This is a genomic window from Pseudonocardia sp. TMWB2A (genome assembly GCF_017312135.1).
The window spans coordinates 518,871-541,826 of the sequence record NZ_QKQY01000001.1; the positions used below are offsets into that span (position 1 = coordinate 518,871).

Annotated in this window: 23 protein-coding genes; 13 read left to right on the plus strand and 10 right to left on the minus strand. The window is 56.4% G+C overall.

All coding sequences use genetic code 11. The annotated features are described in order from the left end of the window. Nucleotides 1-126: 126 nt before the first annotated feature. Nucleotides 127-765 (minus strand): dioxygenase family protein, encoded by a 639-nt coding sequence (locus tag DMP17_RS02360; RefSeq protein WP_337827478.1) that lies wholly within the window; start codon nt 763-765, stop codon nt 127-129. Nucleotides 766-876: 111 nt separating this feature from the next. Between DMP17_RS02360 and DMP17_RS02365 the strand changes: the two genes are divergently transcribed. Beyond that, the gene (locus DMP17_RS02365; protein ID WP_337829750.1) at nt 877-1,425 is read left to right on the plus strand and encodes a cytochrome b; all 549 of its coding nucleotides are present in this window, start codon (nt 877-879) and stop codon (nt 1,423-1,425) included. Between the two features lie 231 nt (nt 1,426-1,656). On the opposite strand, the gene DMP17_RS02370 is transcribed toward DMP17_RS02365, so the two are convergent. Further along, a complete protein-coding gene (locus DMP17_RS02370; RefSeq protein ID WP_337827479.1) occupies nt 1,657-3,057 on the minus strand; it encodes an FAD-binding oxidoreductase in 1,401 nt (466 codons plus the stop codon). A gap of 65 nt (nt 3,058-3,122) precedes the next feature. Here DMP17_RS02370 and DMP17_RS02375 point away from each other — a divergent pair, with 65 nt between their 5' ends. Together DMP17_RS02375 and nagA are read left to right on the plus strand one after the other, a co-directional pair. Beyond that, complete coding sequence (locus DMP17_RS02375; protein WP_337827480.1) at nt 3,123-4,166, plus strand: SIS domain-containing protein; 1,044 nt, start codon at nt 3,123-3,125, stop codon at nt 4,164-4,166. Beyond that, nucleotides 4,163-5,299, plus strand: coding sequence for an N-acetylglucosamine-6-phosphate deacetylase (nagA, locus tag DMP17_RS02380; RefSeq protein WP_337827481.1), 1,137 nt, complete (start codon nt 4,163-4,165; stop codon nt 5,297-5,299). The genes DMP17_RS02375 and nagA overlap by 4 nt, the downstream gene beginning before the upstream one ends. Before the next feature lie 9 nt (nt 5,300-5,308). On the opposite strand, the gene DMP17_RS02385 is transcribed toward nagA, so the two are convergent. From DMP17_RS02385 to DMP17_RS02400, 4 genes are all read right to left on the minus strand, one after another. Further along, nucleotides 5,309-6,184 (minus strand): BadF/BadG/BcrA/BcrD ATPase family protein, encoded by an 876-nt coding sequence (locus DMP17_RS02385; RefSeq protein ID WP_337827482.1) that lies wholly within the window; start codon nt 6,182-6,184, stop codon nt 5,309-5,311. A gap of 190 nt (nt 6,185-6,374) precedes the next feature. Next, nucleotides 6,375-9,746, minus strand: a complete 3,372-nt coding sequence (locus tag DMP17_RS02390; protein ID WP_337827483.1) for an error-prone DNA polymerase — start codon at nt 9,744-9,746, stop codon at nt 6,375-6,377. Then, complete coding sequence (locus DMP17_RS02395) at nt 9,719-11,317, minus strand: hypothetical protein (RefSeq protein ID WP_337827484.1); 1,599 nt, start codon at nt 11,315-11,317, stop codon at nt 9,719-9,721. Before DMP17_RS02395 ends, DMP17_RS02390 begins: the two co-directional genes overlap by 28 nt. A gap of 1,189 nt (nt 11,318-12,506) precedes the next feature. Next, a complete protein-coding gene (locus DMP17_RS02400; RefSeq protein ID WP_337827485.1) occupies nt 12,507-12,758 on the minus strand; it encodes a helix-turn-helix transcriptional regulator in 252 nt (83 codons plus the stop codon). Nucleotides 12,759-13,077: 319 nt separating this feature from the next. Here DMP17_RS02400 and DMP17_RS02405 point away from each other — a divergent pair, with 319 nt between their 5' ends. The 7 genes from DMP17_RS02405 to DMP17_RS02435 all read left to right on the plus strand — a co-directional run bounded on the left by DMP17_RS02405 (nt 13,078) and on the right by DMP17_RS02435 (nt 18,859). Next, complete coding sequence (locus tag DMP17_RS02405) at nt 13,078-14,238, plus strand: tyrosine-type recombinase/integrase (RefSeq protein WP_337827486.1); 1,161 nt, start codon at nt 13,078-13,080, stop codon at nt 14,236-14,238. A gap of 26 nt (nt 14,239-14,264) precedes the next feature. After that, nucleotides 14,265-14,570 (plus strand): helix-turn-helix transcriptional regulator, encoded by a 306-nt coding sequence (locus DMP17_RS02410; RefSeq protein WP_337827487.1) that lies wholly within the window; start codon nt 14,265-14,267, stop codon nt 14,568-14,570. After that, nucleotides 14,567-15,844, plus strand: a complete 1,278-nt coding sequence (locus DMP17_RS02415; RefSeq protein WP_337827488.1) for a type II toxin-antitoxin system HipA family toxin — start codon at nt 14,567-14,569, stop codon at nt 15,842-15,844. Before DMP17_RS02410 ends, DMP17_RS02415 begins: the two co-directional genes overlap by 4 nt. Then, nucleotides 15,841-16,500 (plus strand): hypothetical protein, encoded by a 660-nt coding sequence (locus DMP17_RS02420; RefSeq protein WP_337827489.1) that lies wholly within the window; start codon nt 15,841-15,843, stop codon nt 16,498-16,500. Before DMP17_RS02415 ends, DMP17_RS02420 begins: the two co-directional genes overlap by 4 nt. 117 nt (nt 16,501-16,617) lie before the next feature. Further along, nucleotides 16,618-16,830 carry a helix-turn-helix transcriptional regulator gene (locus tag DMP17_RS02425; RefSeq protein WP_337827490.1) on the plus strand — a complete coding sequence of 71 codons (213 nt, stop codon included), beginning with the start codon at nt 16,618-16,620 and terminating at the stop codon, nt 16,828-16,830. Next, on the plus strand, nt 16,827-17,093 hold the full coding sequence (locus tag DMP17_RS02430; protein WP_337827491.1) for a hypothetical protein: 267 nt from the start codon (nt 16,827-16,829) through the stop codon (nt 17,091-17,093). The genes DMP17_RS02425 and DMP17_RS02430 overlap by 4 nt, the downstream gene beginning before the upstream one ends. A 53-nt stretch (nt 17,094-17,146) precedes the next feature. Next, entirely contained in the window at nt 17,147-18,859 is a 1,713-nt protein-coding gene (locus DMP17_RS02435) for an AAA family ATPase (RefSeq protein ID WP_337827492.1), read from the plus strand. A 131-nt stretch (nt 18,860-18,990) separates the two neighbouring features. Here DMP17_RS02435 and DMP17_RS02440 read toward each other — a convergent pair whose 3' ends face one another. Then, nucleotides 18,991-19,299 (minus strand): hypothetical protein, encoded by a 309-nt coding sequence (locus tag DMP17_RS02440; protein WP_337827493.1) that lies wholly within the window; start codon nt 19,297-19,299, stop codon nt 18,991-18,993. A 72-nt stretch (nt 19,300-19,371) separates the two neighbouring features. Beyond that, nucleotides 19,372-19,599 carry a hypothetical protein gene (locus DMP17_RS02445; RefSeq protein WP_337827494.1) on the minus strand — a complete coding sequence of 76 codons (228 nt, stop codon included), beginning with the start codon at nt 19,597-19,599 and terminating at the stop codon, nt 19,372-19,374. A gap of 44 nt (nt 19,600-19,643) precedes the next feature. On the opposite strand from DMP17_RS02445, the gene DMP17_RS02450 reads away from it, so the two are divergent. After that, nucleotides 19,644-20,111, plus strand: a complete 468-nt coding sequence (locus tag DMP17_RS02450) for a hypothetical protein (protein ID WP_337827495.1) — start codon at nt 19,644-19,646, stop codon at nt 20,109-20,111. Between the two features lie 113 nt (nt 20,112-20,224). Here the strand turns inward: DMP17_RS02450 and DMP17_RS02455 are convergent, their stop codons facing one another. Further along, entirely contained in the window at nt 20,225-20,827 is a 603-nt protein-coding gene (locus DMP17_RS02455; protein ID WP_337827496.1) for a hypothetical protein, read from the minus strand. A gap of 105 nt (nt 20,828-20,932) precedes the next feature. Further along, the gene (locus DMP17_RS02460) at nt 20,933-21,136 is read right to left on the minus strand and encodes a helix-turn-helix domain-containing protein (protein WP_337827497.1); all 204 of its coding nucleotides are present in this window, start codon (nt 21,134-21,136) and stop codon (nt 20,933-20,935) included. Nucleotides 21,137-21,300: 164 nt separating this feature from the next. Here DMP17_RS02460 and DMP17_RS02465 point away from each other — a divergent pair, with 164 nt between their 5' ends. Both DMP17_RS02465 and DMP17_RS02470 read left to right on the plus strand, forming a co-directional pair. Then, the gene (locus DMP17_RS02465; RefSeq protein WP_337827498.1) at nt 21,301-21,528 is read left to right on the plus strand and encodes a DUF5818 domain-containing protein; all 228 of its coding nucleotides are present in this window, start codon (nt 21,301-21,303) and stop codon (nt 21,526-21,528) included. Between the two features lie 90 nt (nt 21,529-21,618). Beyond that, a complete protein-coding gene (locus tag DMP17_RS02470; protein WP_337827499.1) occupies nt 21,619-22,950 on the plus strand; it encodes a competence protein CoiA family protein in 1,332 nt (443 codons plus the stop codon). The last annotated feature ends 6 nt before the right edge of the window (nt 22,951-22,956 follow it).

Here is a 22,956-nt window from a genome sequence, read left to right on the forward strand (position 1 = left end):
ACGGGCGGAGGGAAACCATGCCTTCTGCAACGCTCCCAACATCTCTGCGCCTCGGCGTCAAACAAGAAAAACTCCGTAACCCCGCGCAAACCCTATCGTGCGGGACGGCAACGCACGCCCGAACCCCTAAACCGGATGCGGCTCCAGAATAATATCGCGCCGCACCTGCCACACGCCTTGCGCGTCCTTGACGGCAGGCACGATACCGCTCCCGCCGCGTAATTCCTGCCGTGCGATATAGTCGGCATCGACGCGAAACTCTCCGGCAAATACCGCATCATCGACATAATAAGACCGCCGCCCCGGCTCTCCGATATAAAGATGGACATGGGCGGGCATGGTGCGGTCGGGGTAGGGCGCGGGTTTGACCGTATCAAAGGCATAGCGCCCGTCCGCGCCGGTCCGTACCCATCCGCGCAAGCGCCCATGTCGGCGGCTCCACTCATTTTCGTTGGTGCCGTGGGCGTAAAGCCCGTCATTATTGGTGTGGTGCGCGTACAGAATGACATCGCGCGCAGGTGTTACGCCATCGTTTTGGAAGATCGTGCCGGAAAGCCACATACGTTCGCCCGGTTCGCTGGCCTCGGCAAGCCGCAACGTCGCGCCGAGCTTGGCCTTGGCGCGCTCGAACACTACATCGCAGCCTTCGCAATTATAAAGGTCGCGGCGTGGGCGCACCGCATTGGACGGCGCGCTGCACGACAAGGTTGAAAATCCGACCGAGCCGAACAGCAGGCCGGAGGTAAATATACGGCGATTCATCATGCAGCGTCATCCACCCGATTGGACCACAATTGGACCGTCTTTTTATTGACCTATGTTATATTGTAGACGCAAAAGCGCGTCAATTTGTAACGCGAAGGGGGAGGGGTGAAAATGGCATTTTGGCGCAATAGTAAGGATAAGTGGGGCCTCATCGCGCGCGTCCTGCATTGGACAGTGGCGCTGTTGGTCGTGGCGATGATCTGGTTCGGTTGGGAGGCCGAGGCGACCAAGGACCGCGACCAAAGCTATGCGCTAATCCATATCCATTTCCAGATCGGCATTTTTCTGACTGCGCTGATGCTGTTGCGCTTATTGTGGCGGATAGGAAACGCCGCGCCGCACGATAATGCTGCGATGCCGGGCTGGCAGGTGCGGCTCAAAAACCTGACCCATCTGCTGCTTTACGCCCTGCTTTTGTTGATGCCGGTCGCGGGATATATTGTTTATGTCCATATGCAGGCAGATATGCGTGTGCTGTCGGCCTTCACCGTGCCGACCCTGTTCACCCCGCAATATGAAGATGAAAGCCTGCGCGCTTATGCCTGGTATGCGCATATATATGGCAGTTGGCTGCTGATGGGCTTGATCGCGCTGCATATAAGCGCAGCCGCTTGGCATTTGCTGGTCAAGCGGGACGGCGTGCTGCGCCGGATGTTGTGAAGGAGGGCGCTAAACCTGTCCGCCCTTTGATTTTGAGTGAAGTCCAAGCCTGCAGGCGATGCGCTGTTGAATAATGCGGGCGCTACTCTGGGAGAACGGGAGAAGGGAAATCATGGGTTTCTTTCACGTCCCGAACATCTCTGCGTCTCCCATTCCTCTGCGCCTCGGCGTGAGCCCCGCCAAAAATCTCCGCGGCTCCGCGCCTCCGCGCGAACTGTTAACCGTCTCGGCTCACAAAAATATCTTCCCCGGATTAAGCCGCCCGTCAGGGTCGAGGGCGTCCTTCACCCGCCGCATCAGCGCGACCGCTTCTTCGCCATGTTCGGCGAGCATCGCCTGTCGTTTGCCTAAACCAATGCCATGTTCGCCCGTGCAGGTGCCACCGACCGATAGGGCATGATCGACCATCGCGGCGTTGATCGCGCGGGCTTTGTCCCAGCTTGTTGGGTCGTCAGGGGGCAGGATGAACATCACATGGAAATTGCCGTCACCCACATGGCCAAGGACGGGCGCAAACAGGCCGGAAGCGGCGATGGCGCTTTTGGCGCGCATGATCGCCTCTTCAAGCTTGCCGATCGGCACGCAAATATCGGTGGTCCAGGCGGTCGCGCCGGGGATCATCGCTTTGGCCGACCATAAGGCGCGGTGGCGCGCGGTCCATAGCTGGTTGCGCTCTTCGGTCGCGCTCGCAAAATGGAGTGTGCCGCCGCCATAGCTTTCGCCGATCAGTTTGACGGTGGCGAGTTGGTCTTGCACCCCCGCGTCGGAACCGTGAAATTCAAGGAATAATGTCGGGCGTTCGGCGAGGCTAAGGCCGCTTTGCGCGTTGCAGGCGCGGATCGCTTCTTCGTCTAGCAATTCCATGCGCGCAATCGGCACGCCCGACTGGATGGTCGCGATCACCGTATCGACCGCGCCTTGGACGCTGCCAAAATCCCATGTCGCGGCAAGGATTTTTTCCGGCTGGCCGTGGAGGCGCAAGGTTGCTTCGACAATCAGGCCGAGCGTGCCTTCGGAGCCGGTGAATAAATGGGTGAGGTCATAGCCCGACGCCGATTTGCGCGCGCGGGTGCCGGTATGGAGAAGCGTACCGTCGGCGGTCACGACTTTCAACGCCAATATATTGTCGCGCATATTGCCATAGCGCACGGTGGTCGTGCCCGATGCACGGGTGGAAATCATGCCGCCAAGTGAGGCGTTTGCGCCGGGATCGACAGGGAAAAACAGGCCGGTTGCACGCAATTCCTGATTAAGTTCCTCGCGGGTGAGGCCGGGCTGGACGACGCAGAGGAGATCGGCTTCGCTGACTTCAAGCAGGCGGTTCATGCGGCTGAAGTCGATGAGCAGGCTGTCGGCATTGGCCGCGGCATTGCCTTCAAGCGAGGTGCCTGCGCCATAGCCGACAATGGACACACCATGTGTTGCAGCCGCGCGGACAGCGGCTTGGACTTCCTCGATGGTTTCGGGCTGAACGACAAGGCCGGGCGGGTCATAATGGTGATGGCCTTCGCTTTGCGCATAAGGCGCGCGCGCGGCAGCGGCAGTGAGCAGACGCGCGCCGAAGATCGGGGCGAGGGTTGCAGCGAGGGCTGCGATTAGGACGGACATATGGGGCGCGGGCTGTTCATTCATAAGGCAATTTTAGCAGCCTAACGAGGGCTGGTAAATTGGTATTATATAGGTATTATATATGCCCTATGACGATGCTCCCGGCCGAGACTGAAACCCTGATGTTCACCGAAGCGGCGGAGGCACCGGATGTGGTCGCGCGGCAGATTGCGACAAATTGTACGGACATGAAAAAGCTGGGTGCGCGGTTGCGCGATCTCGCTCCGCGCATGGTCTTTACCTGCGCACGCGGAAGCTCAGACCATGCCGCGACCTTTGCCAAATATCTGTTTGAAACGCGGCTCGATCTCGCCACAATGAGCCAGGCACCGTCCATATCGTCCATCTATCGCGATGTGCTACCGGCTATGAAAAACCAGCCTTTTCTGGCAATTTCGCAATCCGGACAAAGCCCCGACCTGCTACTCTCGGCTGAAGCCGCGCGGCAGGCAGGCGCGGTAATTATTGCGCTCGTCAATGACGTAGATTCACCGCTCGCAAAATTGGCCGACCATGTGATTCCGCTCCATGCCGGTCCTGAAAAAAGCGTCGCGGCGACAAAAAGTTACCTCGCCAGTCTCGCCGCATTGATACACCTCGCCGCCGAATGGAGCGGCGACCCTGCACTCCACCAAGCCCTCGACACCCTCCCGCAAGCGTTGCGCACTGCCTGGAATCAGGACTGGACCGCTGCCGATAGTTTCGCCGACGCGCAAAGCCTATTCGTGCTGGGGCGGGGGCTGACCTTGGGAGCGGCCGCCGAAGCGGCGCTCAAATTCAAGGAAACTGCCGGAATCCACGCCGAAGCCTTCAGCCTTGCCGAAGTGCTGCATGGCCCGATGGCGCTCGTCAAACAGGATTTCCCCGTGCTGGTCTTCGTCCCGCAAGATGGTGCGTCAGCAGGGCTTGCCGACACCGTCGCAAAATTCGCCGACGGGGGTGCGCGCCTTGCGGTAGCGGGCGCACATCTGCCGGACATTCAAGCTTTACCGATAGAGGAAGGCCTTGACCCCGTCACCGCGCCGCTCGCAATGGTGCAAAGCTTCTACCGCCTGATGAACCGCATCGCCCTTGCGCGCGGGCTTAATCCTGACCAGCCGCCAATGCTCAGCAAAGTGACCCGCACGCAATGACCCGTATCGCTCTTACCGGCGCGGCCATTCTGACCGGCGGTGCGTTGCTTCATGACCATGCGCTGGTCATGGCTGAGGGCCGTATCGAGGCCGTCATTCCGGTCGAAAAGCTGGACGCTGATTTGGTAATCGAGCCGCTCGACGGCGGCACGCTCGTGCCGGGCTTTATCGACACACAGGTCAATGGCGGTGGCGGCGTGCTGTTCAACGACAGCCCGACGGTGGACGGCCTTGCGACGATTGCAGAGGCGCATCGTCGCTTCGGCACGACCGCATTCCTCCCAACGCTCATTAGCGATGATCTGCAGGTGGTCGCGGCGGCCATCGCAGCGGTTGATGCGGCGATTGAGGCGGGCGTCCCCGGCATTGCGGGTATCCATATCGAAGGGCCGTTCCTCAATACGGGAAAGAAAGGCATCCATAATGCCGCCAAATTCCGGGTTCTGGACGAAGAGGCACTCGCCCTTTTGGGATCGCTCAAGCATGGCCGCACTTTGGTCACGCTCGCGCCCGAAAATGCGCCGCCCGGCGCAATCCGCGCGCTGGTTGAAGGCGGCGTCATCGTGGCGGCGGGCCATAGTCTTGCGAGCTATGAGGCTATGGAGCGCGCGGTTGACGAAGGGCTAAGTGCGGTCACGCATCTTTATAATGCGATGACCGGCCTTGAAAGCCGCGCGCCGGGGGTGGTCGGGGCGGCGCTCGATCATGGTTTGACCTCAGGCATCATTGTCGATGGCCATCATGTCCATCCCGCTGCCTTGCGCGTCGCCTATAAGGCTTTGGGACCGGAGCGGCTGATGCTCGTCACCGACGCTATGCCAACCACCGGATGGGATCAGGAGCATTTCCTGCTCGGCGAGACGGAGATTTTTGCGCGTGATGGGACATTGCGCGGGGGTGATGGCACACTGGCAGGATCGGCGCTCGATATGGCGGGCGCTGTGCGCAACGCTGTCGGCATGATGGGCGTTGGTTTGGCCGAGGCCAGCATCATGGCGAGCCGGACGCCCGCGCGCCTGCTCGGTATGGAAACACAGCGTGGGACGATAGCGGCGGGTTATGCCGCCGATCTTGTGCATCTTGATGATGCGCTTGAGGCACAAAAAGTCTGGATTGCGGGGGGAGCCGCTTAGCTTTTGGGCTTAACCCTCCTGCGGCGGCATGGGATAGCCTGCAAGGATGAGCGCGCCGTCCAGCGCATCGCCCATCGGCGCTTCCAGCCGCGCAACGATACGCTGTTTAAGCCAAGGCTTCATCCGCTCGGCAAGCCCGCCCATCAATACACAGCGCGTTGCCCCGCGCGCCAAAATCGTTTCGATAAACCGCTCCACATGAAGCGCGGCATCGGTCACAATCGACACCGCAATCTCGTCGCCATTTTCGGCATAATCCATGACCAGCGGTGCAAAAGCGGCATAATCGCCCGGTGCCGCATCATCCATCCAGTCGATGACGCGCGGGATCGCATGGTCGAATTGCTTGGTGATCGCCTTGCTGAGCGGGGTAGGGCGGGTGCGCCCGTCCAGCGCGCGCAAGGCGTGGCGGATGGCGCTTAGCCCCAGCGCCGCGCCGCTGCCTTCATCGGAAATTGGAAAGCCATAGCCGCCGACGCTCGAACTATCCTCGCCGCGCTTGATTAGCCCGACGCTTCCCGTGCCGAGAATGAGAATGGCTCCGTCTCCGCCGCGATGCGCGCCCAGATTGGCAATCACCGAATCGGATGAAAAGATCACATGGGCGAACGGAAAGGTCAGCGTTTGCAGCTTTTGCTTCATCCCCATGCGGTTGATGCCTGCTATCCCCATGCCACAGCGGATGGTCGCAATATCCTCCGCGCCCAAGCCCGCCTGATCGGTCGCCTGCCTACACACATCAAGCAAGGTTTCATGCAATTCTTCGGTGCCAATCCGCGCATTGGCCGACCCCGCTTTGCCTTCGCCAAGGATAGCGCCGGTCCCATCAATCAAGCGCGACTTGCTCGACGTCCCGCCTGCATCCACGCCCAAATAATAGACCATAACCGCTTATCCCCCGGAATCTCGAAATTGGTATTAAATTGGTAATAATGCTTTTAGTGTCAGAATTGAAGCCTTTTGAGCATATGCCGCGATATGAAAGTCAAACCCAAGCGAATTTTCGTGTGCGCGGAATTTAAAGGCAAACACTATAAAATGGCGTAAATGCATGGGCTTGAAAAACGCCGTCGATCTAATGGAAATCACGCGACTTGGGGATTAGGCGGACATTTCTGGGATGATGCGCACGCGGAAGCGGTGTGGCGGAGGCGGGATCATTTTCGAATAGTTGATCAAGCAGGATGCTCTTATCTTCGATCCGGCGGGCGATAAGATGGACAACATTTTCTTTGCTGCGTTGCACTTGTCCTGTAACCAGCATCAACCGCGCCGCCATGACCGGGCGACGATAACGGGCGAATAGTCGTTCCCATAGCAAGGCATTGGCGATTCCGGTTTCATCCTCCAGCGTCAGGAAGATAGCCTTGCCATTGCCCGGACGCTGGCGCACGAGTACCAACCCTGCGGTTTTTACCCATGCATCATTGCGTGCGGTATTAACGGCGGTGGTGGTCATCACGCCTTCCTGTGCCAATGCGCCCCGTAAAAACTCCAGCGGATGACCTTTGAGTGACAGGCGCAAGGTCTGGTAATCGACGGCCACCTCTTCACCCGCAGGCATGAGCGGTAGAGCCATATCCGGCTCGGTTCCCTGATCACTAATCCCCGCCGCTTCAAACAAGGGTAATGTGCCCCTTGCACTGCGCCGGGTAGCCCATAATGCATTGCGCCGGGAAAGCGCCATCGATCCCATCGCATCGCCATCGGCGGACAAATGGAGGGCGCGACGGTCAATATCGGTACGCCGTGCGCAGTCATCCACATTGCGGAACGCGCCGTTCATTATGCGCTCGCCGACCAACTGGTGCGCCCAATCTTCACGGAAGCCGCCTATTTGCCGGAAGCCCAATCGCAGCGCCAGCGCGCCATCGGGGCGCGGTTCGAGGATATTGTCCCATTCGCTATAATTTATATCGGGCGGGCGCACCTCCACCCCATGTTCACGCGCATCGCGCACCAACTGTGCGGGCGCGTAAAAACCCATCGGCTGGGCGTTGAGGAGCGCACAGGTAAATACCGCCGGATGATGGCATTTTAGCCATGACGACACATAAGCGAGCCAGGCAAAGGCCTGCGCATGACTTTCGGGAAAGCCATAATCGCCAAAGCCTTCAATCTGCTTGGCACAGCGTTCGGCAAAATCCTGTGCATATCCGCGGCGCACCATACCCTCAATCAAGCGATGTTGATGATCGCCCATAGTGCCGCGGCTGCGGAAAGTGGCCATCGAGCGGCGTAATGCGTTGGCTTCTGCCGGAGTAAAATGCGCGGCGATGATAGCAAGCTTCATTGCTTGTTCCTGAAACAAGGGAACGCCCAATGTTTTACCCAGCACATCTTTCAATTCATCAGGGTCGTCGCGCGATCCGGGGAGATCGGCTTTTTCCTCTTTATTACGGCGGCGCAGATAAGGGTGGACCATGCCGCCCTGAATGGGGCCGGGGCGGACAATCGCGACTTGAATGACAAGATCATATAATGTTTCAGGGCGCAAACGCGGCAACATGCTGATTTGCGCGCGGCTTTCGACCTGAAACGTGCCGATGCTGTCGCCTTTTTGCAGCATCTTATAGGTGGCTTCATCTTCTTTTGGGACCGTGTCGAGAACGAGATCTCCCAAACCATGACGGCGCATCAGGTCAAAGCTTTTTCGGATGCAGGTGAGCATCCCCAAGGCCAGTACATCGACCTTCATCAGCCCTAGGGCGTCGATATCATCCTTATCCCATTCGATAAAACTGCGATCCTCCATCACCGCATGGTGGATGGGGACGGTTTCATCAAGTCGCCCTTCGGTCAGCACAAAACCGCCAACATGCTGGGACAAATGACGCGGAAAATTGAGAAGTTGATCGACCAAGGATTTGAAGCGCAGCATCGCGGGATTGCCGGTATCAAAGCCAGCCTGTTCGATCCGGTCATCGGGAAGCTCTTTTGCGCCCCAGCTCCCCCAGATCGTGCCGGCCATGCGCGCCGTCACATCTTCGGAAAAGCCGAGAGCTTTGCCGACCTCCCGGATGACACTGCGCTGACGATAATGGATAACCGTTGCAGCGATGCCGGCGCGATGGCGGCCAAAACGGCGATAGACATATTGCATCACCTCCTCGCGTCGTTCATGTTCAAAATCAACATCAATATCGGGCGGCTCATCACGATCTTCGGAGAGAAAACGCGTGAACAGCAATTTTTGATCGACCGGATCAATCGGCGTAATTCCAAGGAAATAGCAGACGAGCGAATTGGCCGCGCTTCCCCGCCCTTGGCATAAAATTGGCGGCGTCAGACTGCGCGCATATTGGACGATGTCATGGACGGTCAGAAAATAGCAGGCATATTTTTTTGAGCGAATGAGGGCGAATTCTTCATCCATTGTTTGGCGATAGGCGTCTGGCACTCCATTCGGAAAACGGCGCTCCGCTTCTTTTTCGACTAGATGTTCCAGCCAGCTTTGCGGCTCCCACCCTTGCGGCACCGGTTCATGCGGATATTCATATTTGAGATCATCGAGTGTGAAATGGATGCGGTTTAAAAAGGTGATGCTGGCGTCAATCGCATGAGGCGCTTGGGCGAAGAGACGCGTCATTTCAGCCGGGGGTTTGATATGGCGTTCGGCATTGGCGGCAAGACGGAACCCCGCTTCGGAGATGGTGACACCATGACGGATGGCGGTGAGTATATCCTGCAAGGGGCGGTCCGCGGCATCGGCGTAAAGCGCATCGCTGGTAGCAAGCAAGGAAATATCTTTTTCCGCCGCCAAGACCTGCATCGCGTGGAGCCTCCGCGCGTCATTGCCTTCATGGTTCATCCGGACAGCAAGCCATATATTACCCGTTGCCACCCGGTTAAGCTGGTCGATTGTATGGCGAAGTATCGGCGTTGCGCCTTCGGGCGGCACCAATGTTAGCGCGGCCAATATTGGCTCTGGGCGGGGCGATTCGGGAACAAGTGGGGCTTTATGCGCCTGTTGTCCGGTCGCGCTGCTTTCGGGGAGGATAATTAGCAACAAATCGTCACTATGGGCCAGCAAGTCGGAAAGGTGTAAAATACAATCTCCTTTTACCGCACGCATATTTCCGACTGTCAGCAACCGCGTCAAACGCCCCCAACCAAAGCGTGTGGCAGGATAAGCGATAATATCCGGTGTCCCGTCGCTGAACACCAGTCGTGCGCCGACAGCCAAACGAAAATCGGGGAAGGCAATATTTTTTTCTTGAGCATCTTTCTTTAGGCGACGCAGGGTGATGTGCGCACGCACGACCCCTGCGACCGTGTTGCGGTCGGCAATGCCGATCCCGCGCAAGCCCAGCGCATAAGCGCGTAGCACCATGGCTGAAGGATGGGATGCCCCGTACAGAAAGCTATAATTGGTCGCGGCGCACAATTCGGCAAAGCGGGGGATATTTAATGTTTTTTTCATGCAAATAGCCCGTGCATATACCATTGCGGATGTTCGGCTTCCTTTCCGAAAAGTCCGTGGCGGAACAGCCAGAAGCGGCGGCCATCCGCATCCTCGACACGGTAATAATCGCGGGTCCGGCCCGGCTTTCCTTCCGGCTGCCTCCACCATTCGGGTGCAATACGTTCGGGGCCTTCATGACGCACCACTTCATGCGCGTGGCCTTGCCACAAGAAGCGGCGCGGCGGTCCGTCAGGAACGGCGGCCAGCACTTCGACCAATTGCGGTGGGCGTAACAGGAAGAGCGGGCGCAGCGGCGGCTCGCCATCGGGCGCGGTTGGCCATTGGGACATAGCAGCGTTTGCGGCTATGCGGCGCTGCGTCCGTTCGGGAAGGTGGCTTTCATGGGGCGCCAAGCGATAAAAACAATGTTCGCCATAGCGTATGGAAAGCCGGTCCATCAGGCAGGCGACATCTTCCTGCGCGCGAGCGTCGTCGCTGCCATCAAGTGCGGTCTGGGCAAGCCCCAATGGCTCGACATGAAGGATTGCGAGGCGAATCTGGTCAAAGCCAAAGCCCGGATCAAGCGGGTCCGACAATGTGTCAATCCGGTCTGTGAACAGACGCATGACGACGCTGTTGTCGCGCACCGGCTGTCCGGTTTCAACGGTAAGATCGCGCCGCACACCATCGGTGCGGTAGAGGCTGGCGCGAAAGGATCGCCCGCCTTGATGCCGTTCCAAAAGTTGTTCGCACAGCCTGTCCAACAAAATACGCAAGGCTTCCAGCATATCCGTGGTGCGCGCTACCGGTTCTGCAAAGATGCGGTCGAGCACCAGAGCAGGCGCAGCGCGGCGCGGCGTGATGCGACTATCCGTGCGGCCCAATATTCGCTCGAGCCGGTCAACCGCCGCCATTCCGAACCGCGCGGCAATCGGCGCGGTTGGCCGGGTTGCCAGCATGGCGATGGTTTTCAATCCAGCATGGCCGAGCGCGCGTTCCGTGTCGGGTGACAATTCCAGCGCAGCGATGGGAAGCGCACGGATGGATGCCGCCTCATCATCAACGGGGTGCCCGACATAACGGGCAAGAACGGCTGCGGCTTCGGGCGTGCTGGCGAGGGCAGGGGTGACATGAAGATGTTGGCGCTGTGCTATCCGTATGGCCGCCGCAACTATCCCCGCTTCTCCGCCGAACAGATGCGCGCAACCGCTAATGTCGAGGAGTATCCCCTGTGGCGGATGCAGCGCAACCATCGGCGACAAGCGATCATAGAGATCGGCCATATAAGCGAGCAACGCGACATTGGCCGCCTCATTGTGGGGAATAGCGTGCAAATCCGGCACGCGCGCCTGCGCATCGGCGAGCGGCATACCGGGGAGCAGATCAAGCTCATGCGCATACCGGTTCACCGCAACAAGGCGAAAGGCACCCCGTTGCTTTTCGATAAAAGCGAGCGGGATATTGACCGCTATTTCAGGCGCGACGCACCCGCCCGACCCCGTTTGCGCCCGCTGCCAGCGATCTGCCGACAGCCAAGGGAAATGCAGCGCCAGAAACCGGCGCGATGCTATCTTGCGCACTTGGGGTGAGCGGGCGGAGGGAGGTTGTGTCACGATCCCACTCCATATCCCATGAAACGCCCGCTATCCCGTCGCGGCGACGGGTCAATGTTGTGGCAAAAGCCGGATATCCCGGCGCATTGGCAGGGAAGGAGCGCGCAGGGGCGCTTTCCACTGACCAACGACTATAGGCAGCGCTGGGCATAGGCTTGGCCCGGCTACGCAATAAAATGGGGGTCACTCCCGATGCCTCTGCGGCAAGCGTCATCCGCCGTGTTGCCGTAAGGTCCAGTTCGCGCGCTTGTCCCGGCACTTCCATGATGACCGCGCCAAGGCCGCTACAGCGCAAGGCATCGACGCCCGCTCTCAATATTGCGAGTGTATCGGGCAATCGCCCCAATATTACTTGGGCCGGGTCCAGTCCCAATGCGGCAAGGCCAAGGCCATAAAGACCCGAAGCGCGTTCCTCTTTGTCGATCCGCAACCATAGTAAAGGGCTATTAGGCGTCAACACGGACAAAGCCATGATAAGGGCATAGCCTGCCGCACTCGCCTCATCCCCGGCACGGGCAGCAAATATCTCATGCAACCGCCCTGTTGCGGCTCCGTCACCCGAAAAAATGGGGTATGCCTCCCTCCTTCCGCCAGCGACGGAAGCGCGCTTCGCCATTGCAGGGAAAGGAGAACATGACTCGACCATGTTCTCTTTATGTTCTAATTTAACTGCGTTCGTCAAGGCATGGCAAAGCAGGATTTAAAAATTTAACAATGCCCCCGCCGCGCCTGACTCTAAACAATCCAGCACGAGATGAAGCAAAGGCGACCCTTGACACAATCGCCCATATCCGGAGGTCCGAGAATGCGTAACTCTAAAAGTTTTTCGATAGGAAAAATGGTGGACGCACTAGGGCTCGAACCTAGAACCGCTGATTAAGAGTATGGCTTAAGCTATTGTTATATCTAATTGTTTCTCGTCATTTTGCATCCGGGGTACCACAAAACGGTATCTTTGACCTGCTGATTCTGAGGCGTATTATTTCACGTCTAATCAAGCAAGTTCAGGCGCCCGGGACCCCTGTGATACCCATGCGGAAGATCATCAAAAGTCTGGGTATCAGAGCGTGGAGAAACGGCAGGGCCAAATCATGGGCGAGCGACTGACGATGTGATATCAATTGACGGTCAGCTTGTCAGGAAAATCTGAACTTATACCGACTAGAAATGGTGATGTGCTGATGTGATCTTAAAAAATGTCTTCAATATCCTGCGGCGAGGATTGAGTTCGGGGACGGATTGTTAATTCAAGATCAAGTACCATGAGGATCGTCACAATCGTATCAAATTTGGTTGCGCCGTGTCCGTTTTCAATTTGGGAAACAGTCGCTTGCCGTAGTCTGGACTTAGTCGCAAGTTGTGTTTGCGTCAGACCAGCCCTTTTACGATACAAACGCAATGCGTGTCCGAGTTGTGTCGGCATTCGTATGATTTCATTCATATGGGCCCTCTGTATGGAAATATGCGCTAATTCGTATACACAATCAATATACGATTAAGCGTATACTTTCGAAATTCCATGACTGGCATATGTCCGCATCATGCAATGTCATGAGACCATAAAACCCAGAAACTGTAATATGCGATCTGGTGCGTGTGCAGACTTGGGAATGGTATCCAAATCACCCCCCGGTCATCATGGCATCTGTTCACAATCCACCAGGTTGCACTTTCCCGCTGCAGGGCGTCCATAAGCAGAAATTTCTTTGAGATTAGAAGAAAATCATGATTATTGATGCGTCATTCGAAAGGAATGACACATGCAAAAGGTACTGACCGCAAAGGCAATCGAAGCATTGAAGCCGCAGGAAAAGCGGTATGAAGTGCATGACCTTCACTGCCCAGGAATGAGCCTGCGTGTATCTCCGCAAGGTCTCAAAACATTCTCGGTCAAGTTTCGGTACGGCATCGCCCAAAAGCGTATGAAGCTTGGAATCTATCCGCGTATTTCGTTGGCCACGGCGCGCGAAAAGGCGATCGATATTTTGCAGGAGGTGGAGAAGGGCAATAATCCCACTAGTCGTCGTCGGACGACTAACATGCGTGTGGAGGCAGTGTGCGGCGAGTTCATCAAGTTGCATGCGCAGGCGCGCAACAAAAGCTGGCGCGAGGCGGAGCGCACTCTGGAACGCGAGTTTGTCGGAGCTTTTGGGCAGCGCGATATTCGCGATATAAAACGGTTTGACGTACTCGAAATTATGGATGCGGCGATAGCGCGTGGATCAACCTATCAAGCCAATCGTATTCTTTCGCACGTCCGCAGATTCTTCAACTGGTGCGTGGAGCGCGGGATTGTTGATGTAAGCCCAATCGTGGGGCTGAAGGCACCGACCAAGGAGCAGTCCCGCGACCGTGTTTTGGATGATACTGAGATCATCAGACTTTTGCGCGCTTGTCGCAATGACGTATACCCTTTCCGGCAATTCGTGCCAATCCTGCTGGCGACAGCGCAGCGTCGTGGTGAGTGGGCGGAAATGCTTTGGAGTGAAGTTGATCTTGAAGCCAAACAATGGGTCATTCCTGCTGAGCGTTCGAAAAATGGCAAGCCGCATGTGGTTCCGCTGAGTGCTTATGCGCTGACGATGCTGAATGATGTGCCTCGGTTCGTCGATTGCGATTATGTGTTCACGACGACGCGCAAGTCGCCGGTCAGTGGTTTTTCAAAAATGTTAAGACGCCTGTCCGAAGGTTCCGACACAGGGGAATGGCGCTTGCATGAGCTGCGCCGGACTGCCGCGTCGGGAATGGAGCGTGCTTCTGTAGCCCCGCATGTCGTGGAAAAAGTGCTCAACCACATTTCCGGAACGATTTCAGGCGTGGCGGCTGTCTATAACCGTTACGCCTATGATGCTGAGAAACGCGATGCGTTGGAAGGGTGGGGGCAACATTTGGAGAGGCTTGCGGGAACAGGTCATAGTTGACCTATTATTCCCGAACGGTAAAATTCATGATATATGTTCGTTGTATCGATAGAATTTTCCCGATCGGGAATAATCACCTTGCGCTGGCAACAAAATATCATTATTGTCCCGATCGGGAAATTATGATGTTAGACAGTGCAGCTATTGGCGCGATCATTCGCAAAGAGCGTAGGGCGTTGGGGCTTCGTCAAGCGGAGCTTGCCGCCGCAAGTGGTGTTGGCGTGCGCTTTCTGGTCGACCTTGAGCGCGGCAAACCAACCGTGCAACTTGGCAAAACTCTGGCTGTATTGGCTGCATTGGGTTGTTCCATAGATATTCGACCGCCGAAATGAACGGGCCTATCCTTGATCGTCTCATCGTTTGGTGGGGACAGAAAATAGCGGGCGAGCTTTCAATCGATCGCAGCTGCGCGATGCATTTCACCTATGCGCCGGAATGGCTGACCGAACAAAATGCACCACCTTTGTCGTGGGCGATGCCCAAGCGAGAAGAGGCGTATGGCGACGCCATGTGCAAGGCGGTGTTCGGCGGTTTACTGCCCGAAGAGGGGCAACGCACCGCAATTGCGCGTGCGTTAGGCGTCTCGCCTGATAATCCTTTTCGCCTATTGGCAGCCTTAGGTGGTGATGTTGCGGGCGCGCTCGCGTTTTTGCCCACTGGTGAGCATCCACCACTGGCTGACGAGGGGAAACCTGCGCCACTGGATGATGGAGCGTTACGAGCCTTGCTTGATCGTCTTCCGCTTGTTCCGATGCTCGCAGGCGAGGGCGGCGCGCGGCTCAGTCTCGCTGGCGCACAATCGAAACTACCGGTGGTGCTTGCCGAAGGGCGCATTGCCGTTCCATTACCCGGCCAGCCTTCCACACATTTGATCAAGCCTGAACCGGACCGCTTTAACGGACTCGCGGCAAACGAAGCCTTTTGTCTCGCGCTGGCGGGTTCCGTGGGTCTCGATGTCGCAGAGGCTAAATGGCAAGAAGTCGACCGACGCCCCTTTCTCTTGGTGACCCGATATGACCGGGCAAACAAGGGCGGCGAGGTGCAGCGGTTGCATCAGGAAGACTTTGCACAGGCGCTGGGCATTCCGTCCAATCGGAAATACGCAGCTGAAGGCGGGCCGGTGTTCAAGGATTGTTTTGCCTTGCTTCGCGCGGTGTCGGTGCGCCCTGCACGAGAAGTCTTGAAGCTGCTCGATGCCGCTATCTTTAATGTCATCATTGGCAACGCGGATGCCCATGCCAAGAATTTTAGTTTGTTGCGGCAAGACGGTGAGGGGAACGACATTGTTCTGGCACCTCTGTATGATCTGGTTTCAACGGTCATGTGGAAGGAGCTGTCGCCGCGCTTTGCAATGACATTTGGCGGGGCCGCAACGCTGGAACAAATCGATAGCAAGCATTTCGAGCGCTTCGCCGCCGATGCCGGGTTGGCTGCGCCTTTTGTAAAGCGGAGGGCAGGGCAATTGGCAGCGGTTGTATCCAATACGATTGATCGGGGCATAGACGTTCCCGGACTAAATGAACCAGATGCACTCACGATGGTGCATTCAACGATAGCGGATCGGGCGGAACGTTTCGCATTGAAAGCTGGCGGGCGGACTGCGTGAGCGACGATAGCGCGATGAATGATTTTCATGGCGCTGCGCAGATAGCGTTTGACGATGCCGTCATGGTCAAACTCGCAGCGATGCTGCGCTTGCTTGATCCGCAAGTCTTGGAAGCATTGCAGTGTGATCTTGTGACCATCTGTGCCCATTATCAGGAAATCATTGCGACACTGCCTTGTGACCTTCCCGGTGCTCCATTGAATATGTCACTCACCAAACGCGGTGACTGGCTGGAGACAAATGTCATCAATCCAGCGGAGAAACTCGCAGCGGCGTTGGTTGAGGACAAACGGCCAATGTTTTCCACATGGCCTTATCCGCTGACGCCGCCCAAGTTTCGAGACAATTCTGCGCTGTTGTCAGAATTGCAAAACCTGCTTGGCGAGGCGACTCGGTTGCGAGATGTGCTCCGATCACAGCAAGCCGATGACGCGGGCCACAGTCAGGAATTGCGGGCAGAGATATTCATATCCATCGTAGAGGCACAGCGCAAACACCCCATAGGCGTGCCAGCAAGCCGAGGTGTTTATGATGCAGAATTCCGACAACGCCGGGGCGGATATGTCGATGCTGTCCGCTTTATCTTCAAGCAGATAACGGGGGTTGAGGAGAATTTGGATCGGCTGATCGGGCAGGAAATCCGCTTCAAACTTTAGCCAATTTTGCACATCGCAACCAAACTTCGGTTTTTGTGTGCCAGCGCCTCTGTAGAAACTCTTCGCCGTCTGGGAATATTTCGTTGCCGTCAATCACGACAATGAAAGGATTTTCACATGACGGTACCACTACCCAACAAACTTTTGCTGACGCGTGGCGACTTGCCACGATTAGGCATTCATATCTCTCCATCCACATTATTGCGGCTCGAAGCAGCGGGCAAATTTCCTAAGCGCGTGCGCCTTGGTGAACATTCGGTTGCATGGGTGGCATCGGAAATCCACGCCTATATCGAGGCGCTCGCGGCGGCGCGGGAGGCTGGACGATGAGTAAGAAATTACGCAATCGCAAATCCGAAGCTGCAAATCCCACAACCGAGGTCGAAGTCGAATTTCGGGTGATCATTAGGGAGGTCCACACTCGCACAACCACGGTTTGCGATAAGCATTCCAACACATTTACTTTCGACTTTGGACATGATTTTGCGGCAGCCCGTGCGTGGCTGGAAGCTGATGAAACATGGACCGATCTAGGTGATATGTGTGTGGAGGCCCGTGATAACTTCGCCGCATGGCAGGGGGTGACGAGATGACCCCTAGCCAGAACATTGCGGTCCGATTTGACAGGAGTGCCAGTGTCCTTGGGATGATGAAATGGTTTGCGGGGCAGAATATTCCTGTCCTGCCAATCCACGGCGTTGTTGACGGTGTTTGCGCTTGCGGCGATGCCAAATGCTCAAGCCCCGGCAAGCATCCTATAAGTTCGTTGGTTCCCCATGGTGTTAAGGATGCCACAACCGACCGGAAAACTATCAGTCGGTGGCATCGTAAGTGCCCGGATATGAACTATGCGGTAGCGACCGCTGGGCTGACGGTGATCGATTGCGACAGCAAGGAAGCCTTGCAGGCATTCCGTTCCGACTTTCACCCGCCTTCGACATTCACGGTGAAAACCGCGCGTGGGTTCCATTTCTATTTCCGAGGAGAAATGTCACCGCGAATTGGTATTCGGGCGAAGCTGGACATCAAGAGCAAGGCGAACAGTTATGTTGTTGGACCGGGCTCCCAACACGCATCTGGCGCGATCTATGCGACGTGGGAAGATACCCCTATTGCTGAACTGCCCGATAACATTGCCGATATTGCTGCTGAGCCCTCAGAAGAGCACACTGCAAACGACAACACGCTGATCCCCAAAGGCCAACGAAACATCATATTGACAGGCTGGGCAGGGTATCTGCGCCGTCTAGGGGCGCCCCGCAAAGCGATATTGGCGACGTTGCGTGCGGCGAATGATGCGCTTTCTGACAACCCGTTGCCGGATAGCGAGCTGCGATCAATCGCACGTAGCATCGCCAGCAAACCCGGCAAAGAATGGCCAACTGTGGTTCCTTTCTCGGACATCCCGGAAGAGGAGTTGGAGTGGCTATGGTATCCTTATGTCTGCGCTGGCACCGTGGGGCTGCTTGATGGCGATCCGGGTGAAGGCAAGAGTCAGCTTTGCGTTTGGCTTTGCGCACGCCTCAGCCAAGGCGATTTATTGCCGAATGGCGATCCGCTTCCGCCTGCCAATTGCTTCCTGTTCAATTTCGAAGACTTGCCCGGCGCAGTCATCAGAAAGCGGCTGGAAGCGAACGGCGCTGATCTATCACGGGTGTTTATTCAATCACGGCGTTTCCAACTGACGCAGGAAATGGTTGATTGGCTGGAAGCGCAAATTGCACAGCATCAACCGCGTTTGGTCATACTGGACCCAATACAAGCCTTTATGTCCGGCGTGGATGCCAGCAACAACGTCGAGGTGCGCGGCTTTATGGAGCGGCTGGTGGAGATCGCTGAACGGCAACGCTGTGCAATCATCACGGTGCGTCACTTCGGCAAAGGCCCACAAGATCGTGCGATGAAAAAAGGCATCGGCGCCACTGACTTTGTGGGCATTGCGCGCAGCCAATGGGGGCTGGCGCGACGTAGGGACAATGTGCGCGGCTTTGTCGTATTCCACTTCAAGGCGAACTCGGAAAAAGGGCAGGCCATGCTCTTCACCATGGGCGATGCCGATGGACGCAAAGGCGAACAGCCGAAGATTGCCTTTGACCGTTTCGAGGACATCGATGCCGACACCTTCTTTTCGGAACCAGCGGCCAAACGTGGGCCGATCCAGAACGAGCAGGAAGACGCAAAGGGCTATTTGTCCGAACGCCTCGCAGACGGACCCAAGCCGGTGAAGGGGCTGAAAACTGACGCAGAGGCGCGAGGGATCGGTTCTTCAACATTGAATCGCGCGGCCGACGCTCTCGGGGTCCTCAAGACAAAGGGTGAGGATCGTCGATGGTACTGGTCTCTACCGTCTCATGATTGATCTACTTTCCAAGTTTCCAAGTTTTCATGCCGGGGTGCGCGCAAATCGATTTCACGCGATTACGTGCGGCCCCGGCATTGTTTTTTGCGTCATTGGCGGCGGTGAAAACATGGAAACTTGGAAAGTGGGCGTCACACTGCGGGGGTGGATGATAGGGCCTTGCGGGCTTCCTCCAGCGCCTTCGATCCAGTCGTCCACTGCCACGGCTGGCGGGCGACATGGTCCTTGCCCAAGGTCGGGTAAAGCTTGGTTTGCTTCGCGGCGAGCCGCAGCAGCATCCGGGCGTCTCGCGGCGACACCTTCATTTCGCGGGCAAGCTGGTCGAGCGTGACCATTTCGACTTTGGGGGCGGCTGGTGTCTTGGCTCCTGATACGGGCTTGGCGGCGGTATCGGCCTTGTTCAGCACGGTGATCGGCTTTGCGGGTTCGGTCGTTGTCATGTCGGTCATCTCCTTTGATGTGGGACCGACATTTCCATTAAGATGGGTTCGGAAGGCGTGTCAGGAGAAATCCTAGAAATCCCAGTCGATTTCCATGAGCGGGATCGAGAACGACCCTTTTCCGTCGGTGAAGAAGTATTCGTCGTCGTCGCTGCCGATCTCGAACGTGTAGCGATGCCCGTCCACGTCGATGTGAATTATCTCATCGGGCGTGTGGATCACGTCGATCATCGCGCAGGGGAATAGCGCCTGTGCATGGAACAATAGGTGTGACCGGTCGAGTGGTTCGTGGTCGGACATGATGGCCTCCTTCCGTTGACCATCTTCCCAATAAGATCATAGCCGTGGTAAAGTCAGGAACATTCCTTTGTGCGGTGGGAATTATTGAAAGGGGTTGCATGAGAAAGTTCGCGCTATACCGGCAGATGATCTCAAGGCTGGATGATGCAGTCGCAGGTGGACACTTTTTTGAGGCATCATGGTATGCATATGCAGTTCTAGAAGATCGGTTGATTTCGTTACTTTCATCAACCGGTGGCGGCAGAAATCTCAGAATGATGGGGCCAAAGATCGCCGAGCTGAAAAGCCGAGCCGCATCCGATCCGGCGTTGGCGGCCAATTTTGAATATACGCGACTGAATGCGTGGAAAGACGCGCGGAACGACCTGATGCACGCCATGGCCGAGGGGTCGATACCAATGAGCGATATAGATCTATGCGCCCAAGCGTTGGCCAAAGAGGGGGCGGCCTTGGTGCGGATATATGGTGCCGCTGCACGTCGCCAGAAACGCTTTGGCGGAAGGGCCCGCTGATTTCCATTGGCGTTCCGGTGTGCGGCATCACGCAATCCGGTCAGGACCTCCTGATATAATATGAGGCTAGGTTAACTGTTCGGATCGCAGCAATCGGAATCTCGGACCTGTCTTTATCGGTCGCCGGGCATCCGATGGGCACCAGACCTGTCAGTCAGATTGCGGAGACGGTCATAATATAAGGTTTTGGCTTCAAACTCAGCATCTCGTAGTCGTTGGATCAGGTGCCAGCGTTTGCCACCACGTGACCGTGCGAACCGATAGTCACCATCAATCTGTCTGTGGAGCTTGCGAACCTTGCGCCGTGTCCGCGATAATTCGTCCTCACTCTGGCTGGCATAGGTCAGCCCATGCGCTTTGCGTGATGCAAATATGCCATCAACAAAGAGCAGCTGCTCGCACCGTGTGCCATTGATGGGGCACAGGAAATAGGCGCGCATGCCACCATAGGGGCAGGGCACACAGTCGATAGCAATGCGATGGCGCTCTCCGGACATGATGACACGCATCGAAGCATCGTCGGCGTCACTCAAATCGACGAATATTTTCGCGCTGAGCGTCTCTGGAGCCTGATTTTGCCAATGCACTGTGTCATATGTGCATTCACCGGCACGAACGAGCCCTGCGCGTTTCAAAACACGCAGATCGATGCACGGAAATTGCTCAACGGCCCCACGCGTCACCGTGCGCCGCCGTCCGGAGTTGTTGCCGCCCATAATGGCCTCTCATGATGGAGTGTATATGTCGCTGATGCTGGCCATTATACGAAATAGTCTGGCCAAGATCAGGTCAAACCCCGGCTGTGCAGCCGAGCTATACAGCTAATCGAGCAACCGCCCCGGTGTGACACCCAAAGCCACCGCCAGCTTATCCACCACGGTAATCGTCGGATTACGCGCTCCGCGTTCAAGGTCGCTGATATAGGTCCGGTGCAGCCCTGCCTCTTCGGCAAAGACCTCTTGCGACCAACCTTTTTCCTGCCGAAGCAGGCGCAGATTACGGGCAAGGCGCTGGCGAATATCCATAGGTCATCCATGCACCGACATGCAGTCAATCAGTCTACAGACAATCAGTAACATTTGCCTTTGCTAGACCGTCGCCATTTTCTTATCAATGTCACGGATAGTCTACATGTCAAAGCAAGGGGGAATACATTATGCCGTTAGGAACGCTGCATACGATAGAAGGCGTGATACGCCGTGAACCAAAACGCATCGTGATTGAGGTCAACGGCGGCGGCACATGGGAGTTGGAGCCTTCGAGCCTCGTCACCCGGCATATCGGTCAATCCGTCACCCTCGAAGGTGTCCGCACCGGCTTTGACCGGCTTGAGGTGGTTCGCATCAAGCGTGATGGCGAAGATTGGCCGCCTGAGCAGAGTTGGACGAAGTGGTTTGAAAGGTGGAGAAGGCAGTAAAAAAATTGATGCTCGGCAACAGAGAATATCAATTTATATTAGCGTACCATAAGTTCTTGATGTGTTCCTCGACATTGATAATCTGCTTACATGGCAAGGGGACCGCAAAGAATCGTCGAGGCAGCGCTCATTGAGCGAATAGGGCCAGTGACGGCTCACCAGCTACTTGCCATGCCAATTGATAGCTGGGGATTTTTGCGAGATCAGATAACTGATCGACGGAACGGTGCCGATGGCCTCGTTGCTAAGTGCATGGCCTGTGAGTGTGATGTCTATATCCGCACGTCCAAGTTACGTGGCATTGCACGACCATTGTTCCAGCACTATTCCGGTGGCAATCCGATGTGCCCTTGGTATCAGGGGCGGAATGTCAAGCCCGATGATGCACGGGCTGCACAATATGGGGGGCGGCAGGAGTCGCCTTTTCATCGACTTATGTGCGAACAGGTCGGAGAACTCGTTGCCCTCGATCATCGCTATATCAAGCATGCGGTTGCCGAGTATCTGCCTCCCACGGAGAATGAGCATGGGCGCTATCCTGACATCTTTGTCGAATGGGAGGGCTACGGGCCGTTCGCAGTCGAATTTCAGATGTCTGGCACATTTCAGACGGAAATATCGGCGAGATGTAAACATTATGAACGCGAAGGTATCCCACTGCTTTGGATTCTGTTCGGCGTCGAAACGGCAGTAGATATACCGCAGAGCTTCGTAGACGTAATTCGCCGCCATCGCGGTAACGCCTTCGTTCTCGATCCAGCAGCAGTTGCAGCGTCACGCGAGCAGAAGACGCTCGTGCTGTCTTGTTATTTGAGCAACGCCAGCGGCGGATTCGATCCGCCTGTGCTCGTTCGGTTTGACGCGTTGACTGTTCCGCACTCGAAGCTGCCTTATCATGAAGATCGGATCGTGAAGCCTCGCATAGACCAGGTCGACGAACTTCGTCGTCCATGGTTCGCGGCACTGAAGTTGTGGAAAGACCGCTTTAGGCCACTGCGCAATCTCGACCGCCCCCAGAGCCTTCTGGTTGCAGCCGCATTCTCGATTGTCGCGACGGCGGCGAACGGTAAAGTCATAAACTACGCGAGCGAGCAGAATAGTATCTCAGCGATGCTTAACACCTACCTGCATAATGGCGACTTCAGTCGCTACACTGATTTGCTGACACGGTTGATCGAGAACGCCGCCATCGGCGATTGGATGAAGGAATCTGTATGGGAGCACATGTTGCGCCATAAAGCTGACAATCAAGCGGATGAGCAATCAAGTGAATGGTGTTTGCTACGGCAGTTATTGCCGGAAGCATTAAATCCAGTGCTTCGGGAAGAGCTGTTGTATTTGGATGCTCTTCCTAATTGGGCAAGGTTGGAGAACTCATGCACTAACTTCTATCGTCGAAACTCTGATACTGGTACTCGGTGAATGGAG